Genomic DNA, 14,571 nt, shown 5'->3' on the forward strand with positions numbered 1-14,571 from the left:
TCGTACCCAATTGTTTTATTTCTTAATCAAAATGGCATCAAAATCAATTTTTGAAAATGAGCCATCTACCTTGCCAGACAACTCAAACCCTTCTTTCGGGAATGTGCCTGCTGCTTGTGGTTTATAACTGATGACCAAATCTTCACGAACACCAAACACTGTATCTTGGTCAAGGTAAGGATCATCATCTGGGAAAACTTCAGTAACTAATGAACGGTAGCCTTCCGCTGAGACAATATAATGTAAGTGAGAAGGGCGCCATGGGTGGCGACCTGTGGCATCAAGAATCTTACCAACAGGGCCATCGCTGGGCACAGTGTAAGAAACAGGTCTTACTGTCGTGAAGCAGTAATAGCCATTTTCATCTGCTGTGAAGACGCCATGAAAACTATTAATGTCTTGTTCATCGTCTTGTGAGGAATACAAACCATTCGGTGCAGTTTGCCAAATATCGACCGAAGCACCAGGGATAACATTGCCTTCAGTGTCTTTTATATAGCCTTCAACCAAGATGACTTCCCCTTCATAATGGCGCTTAAAATCTGCTCCCAAAGCCATAGGGGGGGCATCGGTTACATGGAATGGACCCAATACACTAGAGCTAGTGGCGGCAGGATTAGAGTTAATCATATCGACCAAAGACGACACTCCTAACACATCCGATAAAAGAACAAACTCATTTCGCTCTGGCGTGGTGATTTCTCCAGTCCATTTTAATAATTCTAGAGATTCACGCCATTCGTCATGGGTTAACTTTGTGTCCTTGATAAAACCATGCAAATGATGAGCAAGACTTGTCATGATTTCTTTGATTCTTGGGTCTGTGTCTTTTCCGAAATATCCAAGAAACGTTTCAGTAATATTTTCAGCGGTAACAGAACGCATAAGCGATCTCCTTAATTTAAGATTCCAATGCTAAGTACGGGATAATTGATCAAGAGAATAAGAACGATCAACATGACAAATGCGAAAGGTAATGACCCCATAAACACATCTTTTAGACTGATACGATCATCATCCAAACTGGCTTTAATAACGAAGCAACTGATGCCTAATGGTGGCGTCAGTAAGCCGATTTCTGCGCCGATCACTGTTATGATGCCGAACCAAACAAGACTTAGACCCATTGGTTCGATAAGAGGTAAGAACAGAGGTACAACGATTAGGATAATCGACGCTGTGTCTAACAAGGTTCCTAAGAACAGCATTAGGCAAACGTAAATCACCATGATCATCATAAAACTCATCTGATTCTGCTCTAGTATTACGGCCAATTCGTTTGGTAATCCTGCTAGCCCTAACATACGGCTGTAAATAGATGCAGCGGTAATAAGGAATAGAATGGACGCAGTAATATGCCCTGTTTCAATAAGCGCTTCCCAAAACGCCTTCATGTTCATTTTGCCTCGAATGGTCGCAATGATAAGACCAACGGCCGCGCCTGCCGCACCAGCTTCAACAGGCGTCATCCAGCCTGTATATATGCCACCTAATACAATAGTAATTAAAGTGACTAATGGTGCAGTTTTGGAAAATACCTCTTTAAATGACATCCACTCATATTCAGTTGCTGGTTTGCCACCAACGTATTTCGGTATAAGTTTTCCCATTAACCAAATAGCTGCGATATAAGCCACAGCTAATAAAACTCCTGGTACAACACCTGCTAAAAACATTTCCCCTACGGATTGCTCCGCCACGAAGGAATAAATAATCAGCATGGCCGATGGAGGAATAATCATGCCCAATACAGAAGAACCTGCAACAACACCAACCGCAAAGCGAGGGTTGTAGTCATATTTGAGCATTTCAGGAACAGATACTTTGGCAAATACAGATGCAGATGCAATAGAGGAACCTGTCACGGCCGCGAAGACAGCATTTGCTCCAACGGTTGCCATGCCAATTCCGCCTTTGACCTTTTTAAAGCCTGAATTCATCACTTCATAAATATCGGCCCCCATTCCTGCCTTAGAGACTATAAGCCCCATAAAGGTGAATAGAGGCACTGTGGCAAAGGTGTATTCCATGACACTGTCACCAACAGCGATTTTTAATAAGTTCATAGAAAGCTCGAAGTCATCACGCATTAGCCAAATTGAGACAAACGAGACAACACCAAGCGCAACAGGGATATAAAGACCCAGATACACCAAAACAATAATGGCAATAACTGAGATAACACCAATCTCAATTGGACTCATATTTTTTCTCCTGACGATATGGCTTTATCCTTCATTTCGTCCATGCGAATGAGTCGAATATTGGTTGTAGCAAGGATGACTTTAAGTGTGAAAATTAATGAACACAGGCTTGCACTCAAAAATATAACGAGCTTAATTGGCCACCAAGGTGCGACAAAAACGCCGGGGACACCAAAATAGTCTTTAGTTTCAAACATCTCGATAAACTCTGGCCATATTGCAATGGCAATGAGAGCCATCAATATTGCAGAAACGCTATCAATAAAGCGTCTTACCCACATAGCAATATTCGGGAAGCGTGGTTGCATAATGGCTAAGAAACCGTCTGAGCGAGTGAGTCTATTCACTCGTACAACATCGGGTAATTGTAAAAAAACAATCAATACCATAGTGAATTGCACGACTTCGACAGCACCGCCGAAGGGCTTATTAAAGGCCCCCCGTGCAATGACATCGTAGTCAACAACAAGAACAAGACAAAGCACCATCAAGGTGCCAACAGTGTTGGCAATGACAGCTATGCTGTTGGCTATTCTTGACAACTTGTTGAGACCTTGAAAAATCAGGTTGGACATAGCATTTACTCCATGATTATGAGAGCCGTAATTATGAAAATCGTAACGATTTAAAAATACGGCTTTACTTCAGGCTAGCTGTCCAGTCACGAGCAGGTGTAAATCCTGCTGCTTTTAATTTCGCCATATAAGCACGCAACATTTCAGTGCCTGGTTCACCTTTTTTATCTAAGCCTGCAGCCCATTCAGCCGCTAAGTCAGGCATGGAATCAGCCCACTCTTTTCTTGCTTTTTGGCTCATTGTCACAACAGTACCGCCAGCAGCAACATAAGCGTCTAAACTTTCCTGAGCTCGGTCCATTGCAATATTAGCGATGTGATCACGGTACTCGACGGCAACGTCTTGGATTACCTGTTTGACTTCATTAGGAAGTTTTTTCCAGAAACGACTGTTTGCAGTAACGGTTTTTGAGTTAACTGCACCTAAGTCGGCTTTCAGCATGTAAGGGGCAACTTCAGCAATTTTGAATGTTTTCGCCGCTTCTGGCCAAAGCATGGCATGGTCAACTAAACCTGTTGAAACCATATTATAAAAATCAGTTAAGCCACCTCGAACACCTGCAGCGTTATGAATACCATCTAGATAACGCAGAATGATGCCTGCACCAGCGACTTTTCCGCCCTCAAGGTCTTGGATGGATTCGATGCGTTCTTTACTGAAAATTTGGTAGGTGTCTAAGACAACACCAGTTGCGAGGTAAACTTGCTTTTGCTTATCGAATTCTTTTTCCATGGTTGGGAATTCTTTGGCAATTTCATCCATCGCTTTGGCAACAACTCTAGCGTCCACAGATACAAATGGGGTTACTGCTGCTAATGTCTGGCTTGGTAGTTTTGAGTTGTGAAAAACTGTCGTTACGATACCGATATCACCAAGCCCTAACTTAATTCCATCTAACACACCTTTAGGTTTTACAATGGTGCCACCGTAGGATTCTTGCCAATCGATTTTGTAGTTATTGGTTTTTGCTAGACGCTCATTGACTTGTGGAATAAAAAAGTTGGAAAACTCATCTACCCACATGGATTTTGCCGGATACCCATCAATGACAACTGCTTTTATAGTTTCAGTTGCCACAGCAGGAAGAGATATTAACGAAGCCATGGTAATCACTATGGCTTTTTTCTGAAGTAGTTTTTTTATTGTTATTTTCATTGTTATCTACCTATATTGTTTTAGATTAAATTCGTTTATCTATAGCCAAATCGCCTCAATTTCGGTGCCTGCTTGTTGAAATAATTTCGACAAAGGGCAGTACTTTGTGACGTCTTTAGCAATACGATCTAGCTCCGATTTATCAACAGTAGGGTTTGTCTTCACTGTTAAAGTGACTTTCTTAAACGGAATATCAATTTCTTCTTCCAGTAATACACCTCGACGGTCAAACTCACAGACTGCTGAAATATGTAAATTACCAATATTGATATTCAGTTTTTTTGCGCATTTGTGCGCGATGACATTGGTACAACCAATAAGTGTTGCTACAACTGACTCAGTTGGTGTTGGACCAATATTAGTTCCGCCACGCTCGACGGGTTCATCAATGGTTAACACCACATCACGTATGGATACGTCGCTACGAGCATGAGAGCTGCAATGCGATTCAGCTCGTAATAATGCGGTTTTTTTCATTGTGATTTTCATTCAAAACACCTTTCATTTTGCATTAAATTTTGATTGAGATTTGTGCTGTTACAGGAATGAACACACATCATCAAATGCAAAACGAGGTAGCTTTTGAAATAAGGCGCTCTCGTCGGCATAGCCTAAGTTACATAAAAAATTCGATCGCAATGTTGTACCTGCAAAGAACTCTTTATCAACAATGTCATTTGAGAAGCCAGACATAGCACCAACATCGAGACCTAATGCGCGAGCGGCAATCATCAAATAAGCACCTTGAAGAGTTCCGTTTAAAAAAGCAGTTTTTTCACAGTACTCAGATTTGCCTTCGAACAATGGACGTCTGTCTTCATGTGGGAAAAGGAAAGGAAGTTTACGCCAGAACTCTAAGTCATAAGCAATAATAACGGTGACTGGCGCGGCTCTCATCTTGTCTATGTTTTTTTCTTTTAATGATGTCGCAAGACGATCTTTACCCTCTTTTGAGGTAACAAAAAAGAAACGAGCAGGGCAGCAATTCATGCTTGTCGCACCATTTGCAACAATGTCATAAAGCTCTTCAAGCAAGGCTTTCGGAATAGGTTTGTCTTGCCAAGCATAATGCGAGCGCGCATCACGCAAAATCATATCAATTGAATCTTTATCTAGAGCTGGTTTTCGTTGACGTAATGCTCGTACATTTTCTTGAGCATCACTACGCATTTTTGCCAGTTCAGTACTGCTTAACGCATCGATATTAGAACCACTCATACTCCATCCTTATATTTTTATTATTTAAGTTAAGGTCATAGCGAGTAGCGATTATTTATTGAGAAATCTATAAAAAACCACATCACTTTAACGGTATGTCGAAAGTATAGCTTGATTAAGTTTTAGCGATAATTTAGTTTTATGTCAAATAATATCGATATTATTTGATGGTTTTTCTTACTTTGGAGAATAAAATGGCAGACTGGAACGAATATAAAGCAGCATCAAAAAAGCGCGGATCATTGGCAATGGAGGTGTTTGTTATTGAAAGCACGCCAGCTGGTGATCCAGAATTAGTGAAGCAAACATTAGCGGATCATTTGGCATATCAGGCAGAGCAAGAACAGGCTGGAACCCTTATGTTTGCAGGTCCATTATCCGATGAATCGGGTGAGAATATGAATGGCTCAGGCATGATTGTTTATAAAGCTGCCAGCTTAGAAATAGCCAAAAATATCACTGAAAAAGACCCAATGCATAGCCGTGGCGCGCGAGTATATAAAATACGTCGTTGGTTAATTAATGAAGGAAGTTTGCAGGTCAATATCAAACTATCAGCACAATCGGTTTCTTTATCTGAAGACTGATTTTTTGTTTTTAATTGTTTAGTTTTTAAGAGAAGCAGTTCTGTCTTGGTAGGACAGGTGTTTTTGCTGTCCTACCTTTTTTATCTGTGTTCCGAGACAGTTGAGTCGACAGGAAAAATTGATTAATCAACCAATAAGCGAATCCCAAACGAAGTCAACAACACACCAGTGACCCTTTCAATCCACACCTTTAAGATCAATACCTTCTTTTGTACTCTTTCAGAAGTCAGTAGACAGGCAACCAGAGTAAACCAAACAAAATGCACTAAGGAAATATAAAGTCCATAACCTAACTCTATGGCTAAAGGTGTTTCGTCTGAAATGATCTGACTAAACAAAGAGACAATAAACAACATTGTTTTTGGGTTGAGTGCGTTACAGGCAAAGCCTGTCCAAAAAGGTGATGAATTATTTATAGCTCTGTTATTTTGTTGAGTGCTGTCTTTGGGGTGCTTGTTTATGGTATTTGAAAACAAGTTTTTAATGTCCGGCCAAAGCGCTGAAACACCAAGCCAAATAAGATAGAGCGCGCCAAGATAGCGTAAAGTATTTAATACCCAAATGTTATTGGCAAACACAATGCCTAGTCCGAACAAGGTATAAGCAATATGCACACTAATTGCTGCACTGATACCTATAGAACACAAAATACCTGCCCGTCTTCCTTTTAGCAGTGCAACTTTTGACACCATGGCAAAATCTGGTCCAGGACTGATGACGGCTAATAGGGTAATGATAGCAACTGAATAGAGTTCAAAATGATCTATGTTTAACATAGTAAGCTTCTCTTATTTGTGAATAATAAGAGTATGGTTTGATTTTAAATTCAATAAAAACGATAAAAAGTGGTAAATACTGTGAGTAAAAATCACATAAAAAGAAAGCTTCCGCCTTTAAGTGCATTAATAGCATTTGAAGCGGCTGCACGACATCAGAGTTTTTCTCGAGCTGCTGAAGAGTTGCATTTAACGCATGGCGCGATTAGTCGAGCGGTAGCGCAGATAGAAGAACGAATTGGTGTTGGCTTGTTTGTTCGGCGTAATCGACGAGTGTATTTAACAACCGCAGGACAACGCCTCCTAAAAACAGCAACAGAAACATTAGATGCGCTTAGTAATACGGTAGAAGACATTCATCGTCATGATACAACATCACCTTTTCTTACCGTCTCCTGCGAACCTAGTTTAGCAATGCGTTGGCTCATGCCTCGTTTAGGTGATTTTAGAGAGCAATATCCAGAGTTAAATATTGATCTAAAAATGGCGGGTGGTGCGATTAATTTATTATCTGAAAATTGTGATGTAGCAATTCGCCGTAAAGATTTCGGAATACCTGATGATTATCAAGTGACGCCGATTTATTCAGAGTTAGCGGGGCCAGTCTGCACACAAGAATATTGGCATAAACACAGTCAGCAAGATCTTAATAAAGCGCATTGGTTGCACAGTCGAACTCGTCCTGAAGCGTGGGAGGAATGGATAAGTATCGCTGCTATTGAAAACGCATCACCGAAAAATGAACAATATTTTGATCACTTTTTTTATGCTCTACAAGCGGCTCAGGATAATTTAGGGATTGCCATTGGCTCCACTCCCTTGGTTTCTGATGACTTAGAGAAACAACGACTTATCGCGCCATTCGGCATGCAACCGACAGGTTATGACTATGTCATTCTTTCTTTAAACGACTCAAATCAAGACCCAAGAATAAAAATGTTTTGTGATTGGCTTATTCAACAAAAAAATGAGGCATAAGCTATCAAATAACAGCGTGCACCTTTTTATCATAAAGTACTCCTCTTTTATTTGTTCTAGATATTCATTATTTAATAGAGCATTTTCCTTTTTGTCCAAATACGCAACCCTTCCTCTGTCGCTAATTGTCATCCGCTGGACGCTCTCAAGCATAAGAGCATAAATCATTGTCTTTATTATCAGTGCAAACGCATAACCTATGGCTGTTTTAGTCTATCTAAAACGACACCATTTTTATTCACCACACCACGACGATTATTTGAATCGATTGTATATGTAAAGGAGCTGATTAAATGCAGCATTATTCCGGCTTTGGGTTGTTAAAGCACAGTTTGAGTCATCATGAAAACTGGCAGCGTGTGTGGCGTAACCCTACGCCAAAGAAAAAATACGATGTGATCATCATTGGTGGCGGTGGTCATGGTTTGGCAACCGCCTATTATTTGGCGAAAGAACATGGCATTACCAATGTAGCGGTACTTGAAAAAGGCCATTTAGGTGGTGGTAATGCGTGTCGTAATACTACGATTGTACGTTCGAACTACCTTTGGGATGAGTCCGCGGCTTTGTATGAACATTCCATGCAGCTATGGGAAGGTTTGGCGCAAGAATTAAACTACAACGTCATGTTCTCTCAGCGAGGTGTTTATCATACTTGCCATACATTGCAGGACATGCGAGCAAACGAACGTTTAGTGGCAGCCAACCGTTTGCAAGGTATTGATAATGAAATGGTCGATGCCGAGCAGCTGCAAAAAGAAATCCCAACAATGGATTGTTCGAAAAATGCTCGTTATCCAATTATGGGAGCATCAGTTCAGCGTCGAGCAGGTAACGCACGTCACGATGCAGTTGCTTGGGGATATGCGCGAGCAGCGGACGCCTTGGGCGTTGATCTAATACAAAACTGTGAAGTGATTGACATGGAAATCAATGACGGAAAAATCACCGGCGTTAAAACGAAGCAACATGGCTTAATAAAAGCAGATCGTGTTGGTTGTGTTGTTGCTGGTAACAGTGGTGTGTTAGCGAAGATGGCTGGCTTTGAATTACCGGTTGAATCCCACCCTTTACAAGCTTTAGTTTCCGAGCCAATCAAACCTTTCCTTGATACTGTCGTGATGTCTAACCATGTACATGGCTACATGAGTCAGTCAGATAAAGGCGATTTGGTTATTGGTGCCGGTATTGATGGTTGGGTTGGATACGGCCAGCGTGGTTCTTACGGCATTATTGAGCAAACTGTCCAAGCGATTGTTGAGTTGTTTCCCTGCACCAGCCGAGTTCGTATGAACCGTCAGTGGGGGGGATTGTGGATGCTTGTCCAGATGCGAGTCCAATTATTTCAGAAACATCCGTAAAAAATCTATTTTTTAATTGTGGTTGGGGAACGGGTGGATTTAAAGGTACGCCGGGTTCAGGCAATTTATTTGCTCATACATTAGCAAATGGTAAACCACATCCAATTGCTGAACCTTTCTCTATTAAACGCTTCTATACAGGCGCGCTAATCGATGAGCATGGCGCTGCTGGTGTAGCGCACTAAAAGGGGATTGAAATGTTACATATTTACTGCCCGCATTGTGCGGAATACCGTATAGAAGAAGAGTTCCATGCCGTCGGCCAAGCTCATATTTCACGTCCATTGGACCCTGAAGCTTGTTCTGATGAGGAGTGGGGGGAATATCTTTTTTTCAGAAAAAATCCTCGTGGTCTTCACCATGAATTATGGGTACATGCTGCCGGTTGTCGAAAATTCTTCAATATGACTCGCGATACTCAGAGCTACGAAATTAAAGAAGTCTACAAGATTGGCGAACAGCCATCTGTCGTCGCCAGTCCTGCTCAGCAAGCTATTGATATAAATAAAAAAATATCTCAGGAGCGGAATCATGACTCAACAGAATCGCCTCGATAATGGAGGCCGAATTGATCGTTCAACGCCATTAACATTTACTTATAACGGTAAAAAATACAAAGGCTACAAGGGTGATACGCTGGCATCAGCGATGCTCGCAAATGGTATTGATGTTGTCGCGCGTAGTTTTAAATACAGCCGCCCTCGCGGCATTGTGGCCGCTGGTGCAGAAGAGCCAAATGCCGTGTTGCAATTGGGTGCGACAGAAGCCACTCAAGTGCCGAATGTTCGAGCAACACAGCAAGAATTATTTAATGGTTTAGTCTCCGCTTCAACCAATGGTTGGCCGAGTGTTGATAATGATGTCATGGGGATGATAGGTAAAGTCGGCGGTAACATGATGCCTCCGGGTTTCTATTACAAAACCTTCATGTTTCCAGAATCACTATGGAGCACTTATGAGTCTGTGATTCGTAAAGCCGCAGGCATTGGGCGAGCTCCGAAAGAAGTGGATCCAGACACTTATGATGCGGTTAATCAGCATTGTGATGTGATGATTGTAGGTGCTGGGCCAGCGGGTTTGGCTTCGGCTTTAGTTGCTGCCCGTGGTGGGGCTCGAGTAATCATCGCGGACGAACAAAATGAATTGGGCGGAAGTTTATTAAACAGTACGGAACAACTTGACGGTAAACCCGCGGCTGAGTGGGTTCGTGCCGTTGTTGAAGAATTGAGCACTTATGAAGATGTATTACTGTTACCACGCTCAACGGTGAACGGTTATCACGATCATAACTTCCTGACCATTCATGAACGTCGTACAGATCATTTGGCAGACATTGCTCCTGTTAATCATGTGCGTCAGCGAATGCATCGAGTTCGCGCTAAATGGGTTGTGCTGGCAACAGGTGCTCATGAGCGTCCTCTTGTGTATGCCAATAATGATGTACCGGGTTGTATGATCACAGGTGCGGTATCGGCTTATATCAATCGTTATGGCGTTGTGCCTGGTAATGACTTGGTCGTTATGACCACCAACGATTACGGCTATCAAGCTGCATTAGATTGGGCTGATGCGGGCCGTAATGTGGTGGCTATTGTTGATACACGAGACGCCGCCAATGGCGATCGCATCGACGCAGCCCGTGAGCGTGGATTGAACATTATTTCAGGCTCTGCTGTGATTGAAGTACAAGGAACTAAACGTGTTACAGGCGTTTCTGTAGCTGCATTGAATTCAACTGGTACGCAAATTGTTGGTTCGGTTACTAAATTTAAAGCAGACACGGTTGCCACGTCAGGTGGATGGAGCCCAGTTATTCATCTTTCTTGTCATACTGGTAGCCGTCCTGTTTGGGATGATTCTGTGGTGGGCTTCTTGCCGGGCCCTACGTTACAGAAGCAACTCACAGCGGGTGGTATTAACGGTCAGTATGAAACTGAGATTGCCTTACAAGAAGGTGTAAGCGCTGGGCAGAAAGCATTGACTGAATTGGGTTTAGCTGAAGTTGATATGGTTCTACCAGAAGTAAAAACCTTAAAAATGGCAGCGCCAATGAGCCTGTTTCATATTCCTCATTTGAAACCAACGTCTCAGGCTCCTAAGCAGTTTGTTGATTATCAAACAGATGTGACAGCGGCAGGAATCGAAATCGCCTGTCGTGAAGGTTTTGAAGCCATCGAGCATGTGAAGCGATACACCGCGATGGGATTTGGCACTGACCAAGGTAAGTTAGGCAACATCAATGGTATGGCAGTTGCTGCTAAAGCACTAAACAAATCCATTCCTGAAACAGGTACAACGGTTTTCCGCCCTAATTATACGCCGATTGCATTCGGCGTAATTATTGGACGTAACAGTGGTGCCTTGTTTGAGCCAGAGCGTTATACCGCAATGCATAAATGGCACGTTGAACAGGGCGCATTATTTGAAGATGTTGGCCAGTGGAAGCGTCCTTGGTATTTTCCCCAAGAAAACGAAACCATGCAGCAGACACTTAATCGTGAGTGTATGGCGGTGCGTAATGCAGTTGGTATTTTAGACGCGTCGACGCTAGGTAAAATTGATATTCAAGGCAAAGATGCACGAGAATTTCTAGGTCGTGTTTATTCTAATGCTTGGGCGAAATTGGCGATTGGTAAATGTCGTTATGGCTTGATGTGTGGTGAAGACGGCATGGTGTTTGATGATGGTGTGACGGCTTGTCTTGGCGAAAACCACTTTGTCATGACCACCACCACAGGCGGTGCCGCACATGTTTATGAATGGCTAGAAATTTATCATCAAACTGAATGGCCAGAGCTAGAAGTCTATTTCAATACGGTAACCGACCATTGGTCTACGGCAACCATTACTGGCCCTAACAGCCGCAAGCTGTTGGAAGAACTGACGGATTTCGATGTCACTAACGAGAACTTCCGTTACATGGATTGGAAACAAATCACGGTAGCGGGTGTTCCTGCTCGAGTATTCCGTATCTCCTTTACTGGCGAATTGTCATTTGAGATCAACGTACAGGCAAATTACGGAATGGCTGTGTGGGAAAAACTGATTGAGGCGGGCGCTAAATACGGTCTAACGCCTTATGGCACAGAGACCATGCATATTTTGCGTGCTGAGAAAGGCTTTATTATTGCAGGTCAGGATACCGATGGATCAGTTCACCCTTATGACCTTGGTATGGGGTGGTGTGTCTCGAACCAGAAACCGTTTAGTTACATCGGAAAGCGCGGGATGAATCGTTCAGATTGTACTCGTAAAAATCGTAAACAGCTGGTGGGGCTGAAAACAAAAGATCCTAAAGTAGTGATTCCAGAAGGTTCTCAGGCCGTTCTTGATCCTAATGCGCCAATGCCAATACCGATGGAAGGGCATGTTAGTTCTAGCTATTGGAGTGAAACACTAGGTCATTCAATCGCGATGGGCTTTATTAAAGATGGCCTCGAAAAAATGGGGGAAACAGTATATTACCCAATGGCTGATGGCAGTGTGATTGAAGCTGAAATTTGCAGCCCGATTTTCTTTGATCCAAAAGGGGAGCGTCAAAATGTCTGATTTAAATACTATGACGGCAGCAGAAAACGCAGCCACGAAAGCGGCCGTGATGAACCAAGTGCCGGGTCCTGAAATTGAAGGGCAATCGCCATTGCATCATGCGGATCTTTCTAATTTAGCAAAAGTCGGCCCTAAGAGTGGCGGAGTACATTTACGTGAACTCAAATTATTGGGGCATCTGACATTGCGCTGTAATAGCAATAACGCCGATCAATTAGCTGCAGTGGAGCGAGTGCTAGGTATTTCATTACCGCTACAGCCATTAACTTCAATTGAAAACGAGGATTATTCGATTCGCTGGATGTCACCTGATGAGTGGCTGATTCTGGTCCCAGGTTTAAAAACCTTTGAAATTGAAAGTAAATTCCGCGATGAAATGCCTGGTCACTATTCGCTGGTGAACAGCAGTGGCGGCTCGACGGTATTGGAGTTGTCTGGTGTGAATGCGGTGGATTTACTAAAAAAATCAATGCCGATTGACCTTCACCTCAAGGTATTTCCGGTAGGTAAAGTGGTATCAACCTTGTTTGCCAAAAGTACCACGACGATTCGTCGTACTGGAGAACAGCGTTTTGAACTCGTTATTCGACGTTCATTTTCAGATTACATCTGGCTTTGGATTCAAGATGCCAGTTTGGAATATGGCCTTGTAATCGAAGCCTAATTTTTACTTACCTCACTGCTAAGGCTGGCCGTGTAGCGGTCAGCCTTTTTATTAGCTAAAAATGATATTAAGAGACAGTTTATGAAATCGAAAACTTTACCTTGGATTTTTACTGCAAGTTGCCCGAGCCTTATTGGTACCGTGGATGTTGTTACTCGATACATGGCAGAAGCAGAAAATTACATCGACGAAATTCACTCGTTTGACGACAGAGAATCAGGCCTGTTTTTCATTCGCATTGAGTTCTTTCCCCCTAATGACGATTTTAGCGAAGTGATGTTTTCTGAGCAATTTGCCAGCCGCGCTGCGGAATTCGATATGACATGGGAATTGACTGCACCAAACCACCGCACAAAAGTAGCGATCATGGTGTCGAAATACGACCATTGTTTGAATGATTTACTATACCGCTTCCGTACAGGTCAGTTGAATATCGATGTAACCGTGATTATTTCTAATCACCCTGATTTAGAACCACTAGCAAAATGGCATGATATTCCGTATTACCATTTGCCAATCAGTGCGGAAACCAAACCAGAGCAAGAAGCGAAAGTTCGAGACTTGATCGAGCAATACGACACTGAATTGGTAGTGCTTGCCCGTTACATGCAAGTGCTGTCACCAGAAATGTGTGAATATTTGGATGGTCGAGCGATCAATATTCACCATTCATTATTACCCGGCTTTAAAGGTGCTCGCCCTTATCACCAAGCTTGGGAAAAAGGCGTGAAAATGGTTGGTGCAACAGCCCATTATGTTAACAATGATTTGGACGAAGGGCCGATTATTACTCAAGGTATTCAAACCGTAAACCACGCACATTTTCCAGAAGATCTTGTGGCAAAAGGGCAGGATGTTGAACGTGTCACCTTGTTTAATGCGGTGAAATATCATGTCGAAAAACGTGTCTTCTTAAATGACAAACGCACTGTGGTTTTTGGTGGGTAAGTTGTTTTAGTATTTAAAATAAAAGGTCGCTCTTGAAGCGGCTTTTTGCTTTTTAGAACTTCCCGTTTAAACTCGTAATACCTATTTTTTAGGCTCGCGTGCGCAATGCATAACAGCCAAAAGAATAACGATGCCATCATGTATTTTATACAAAATACCATATGAAAATTTGCTAACTAATGCTCGATGAAGTGTTTTGTGAATAACTGGATAAAGTCAGTGCCTAACCTAATATTTTAGCTTTCACAGTATTCCAATCTGAATCAATATTTTGATCTAATTCAAATTGAGCCAATCTAGTGTTCAATTCGTTTTTTTGCACCGTTGTTAGTTCTATAACGTCCTGTTCATCTGCCACAGAATCCCAAAGCTGTTGAGCTAAGGTTACTTTTCATTCGTATTTAAATTGTCTAACTTCATCATAGGCACCTAATAATATTTGACGTTTAAGCTGTATAAATCGATTTATCGAAAATGTAACTGATCATTGATAATACGTCACTGTTCTCATTTCTCACTATGTAATAAGATGTCAGGAACTAAAAACGACCACTC

General features: G+C 42.3%; 13 protein-coding genes and 2 pseudogenes. 7 read left to right on the plus strand and 8 right to left on the minus strand.

Translation table 11 applies throughout. From position 1 onward, the window contains the following. Positions 1–15: 15 nt before the first annotated feature. The 6 genes from AC0L3Y_RS12130 to AC0L3Y_RS12155 all read right to left on the minus strand — a co-directional run bounded on the left by AC0L3Y_RS12130 (position 16) and on the right by AC0L3Y_RS12155 (position 5,153). Entirely contained in the window at positions 16–885 is an 870-nt protein-coding gene (locus AC0L3Y_RS12130) for a dioxygenase family protein (protein ID WP_473463507.1), read from the minus strand. 11 nt (positions 886–896) lie between these two features. Beyond that, entirely contained in the window at positions 897–2,204 is a 1,308-nt protein-coding gene (locus AC0L3Y_RS12135) for a TRAP transporter large permease (protein ID WP_473463510.1), read from the minus strand. After that, positions 2,201–2,779 carry a TRAP transporter small permease subunit gene (locus tag AC0L3Y_RS12140; protein ID WP_473463515.1) on the minus strand — a complete coding sequence of 193 codons (579 nt, stop codon included), beginning with the start codon at positions 2,777–2,779 and terminating at the stop codon, positions 2,201–2,203. Before AC0L3Y_RS12140 ends, AC0L3Y_RS12135 begins: the two co-directional genes overlap by 4 nt. Before the next feature lie 64 nt (positions 2,780–2,843). Next, positions 2,844–3,935 carry a C4-dicarboxylate TRAP transporter substrate-binding protein gene (locus tag AC0L3Y_RS12145; protein WP_473463520.1) on the minus strand — a complete coding sequence of 364 codons (1,092 nt, stop codon included), beginning with the start codon at positions 3,933–3,935 and terminating at the stop codon, positions 2,844–2,846. A 39-nt stretch (positions 3,936–3,974) separates the two neighbouring features. Continuing rightward, positions 3,975–4,424: an OsmC family protein gene (locus AC0L3Y_RS12150; RefSeq protein ID WP_473463526.1), complete on the minus strand. Its 450-nt coding sequence runs from the start codon at positions 4,422–4,424 to the stop codon at positions 3,975–3,977. 48 nt (positions 4,425–4,472) lie between these two features. Beyond that, positions 4,473–5,153 carry a malonic semialdehyde reductase gene (locus tag AC0L3Y_RS12155; protein ID WP_473463530.1) on the minus strand — a complete coding sequence of 227 codons (681 nt, stop codon included), beginning with the start codon at positions 5,151–5,153 and terminating at the stop codon, positions 4,473–4,475. A gap of 194 nt (positions 5,154–5,347) precedes the next feature. On the opposite strand from AC0L3Y_RS12155, the gene AC0L3Y_RS12160 reads away from it, so the two are divergent. Then, positions 5,348–5,740, plus strand: a complete 393-nt coding sequence (locus AC0L3Y_RS12160) for a YciI family protein (RefSeq protein ID WP_473463534.1) — start codon at positions 5,348–5,350, stop codon at positions 5,738–5,740. 122 nt (positions 5,741–5,862) lie between these two features. Here AC0L3Y_RS12160 and AC0L3Y_RS12165 read toward each other — a convergent pair whose 3' ends face one another. Next, complete coding sequence (locus AC0L3Y_RS12165; RefSeq protein ID WP_473463539.1) at positions 5,863–6,516, minus strand: LysE family translocator; 654 nt, start codon at positions 6,514–6,516, stop codon at positions 5,863–5,865. Between the two features lie 81 nt (positions 6,517–6,597). On the opposite strand from AC0L3Y_RS12165, the gene AC0L3Y_RS12170 reads away from it, so the two are divergent. The 6 genes and pseudogenes from AC0L3Y_RS12170 to purU all read left to right on the plus strand — a co-directional run bounded on the left by AC0L3Y_RS12170 (position 6,598) and on the right by purU (position 14,016). Continuing rightward, entirely contained in the window at positions 6,598–7,494 is an 897-nt protein-coding gene (locus AC0L3Y_RS12170; RefSeq protein ID WP_473463542.1) for a LysR substrate-binding domain-containing protein, read from the plus strand. Positions 7,495–7,787: 293 nt separating this feature from the next. After that, a pseudogene (locus AC0L3Y_RS12175) lies at positions 7,788–9,040 on the plus strand (sarcosine oxidase subunit beta family protein). 12 nt (positions 9,041–9,052) lie between these two features. Then, entirely contained in the window at positions 9,053–9,412 is a 360-nt protein-coding gene (locus AC0L3Y_RS12180) for a sarcosine oxidase subunit delta (protein WP_473463546.1), read from the plus strand. After that, positions 9,387–12,404, plus strand: a complete 3,018-nt coding sequence (locus AC0L3Y_RS12185; RefSeq protein WP_473463551.1) for a sarcosine oxidase subunit alpha family protein — start codon at positions 9,387–9,389, stop codon at positions 12,402–12,404. Before AC0L3Y_RS12180 ends, AC0L3Y_RS12185 begins: the two co-directional genes overlap by 26 nt. Further along, positions 12,397–13,068, plus strand: a complete 672-nt coding sequence (locus AC0L3Y_RS12190) for a sarcosine oxidase subunit gamma (RefSeq protein ID WP_473463556.1) — start codon at positions 12,397–12,399, stop codon at positions 13,066–13,068. The genes AC0L3Y_RS12185 and AC0L3Y_RS12190 overlap by 8 nt, the downstream gene beginning before the upstream one ends. Before the next feature lie 81 nt (positions 13,069–13,149). Then, the gene (gene purU / locus AC0L3Y_RS12195; RefSeq protein ID WP_473463560.1) at positions 13,150–14,016 is read left to right on the plus strand and encodes a formyltetrahydrofolate deformylase; all 867 of its coding nucleotides are present in this window, start codon (positions 13,150–13,152) and stop codon (positions 14,014–14,016) included. 223 nt (positions 14,017–14,239) lie between these two features. Here the strand turns inward: purU and AC0L3Y_RS12200 are convergent. Next, positions 14,240–14,395, minus strand: a pseudogene (locus AC0L3Y_RS12200) (addiction module protein); the annotation flags it as partial. Positions 14,396–14,571: the final 176 nt, after the last annotated feature.

The organism is Marinomonas sp. GJ51-14 (genome assembly GCF_055808695.1).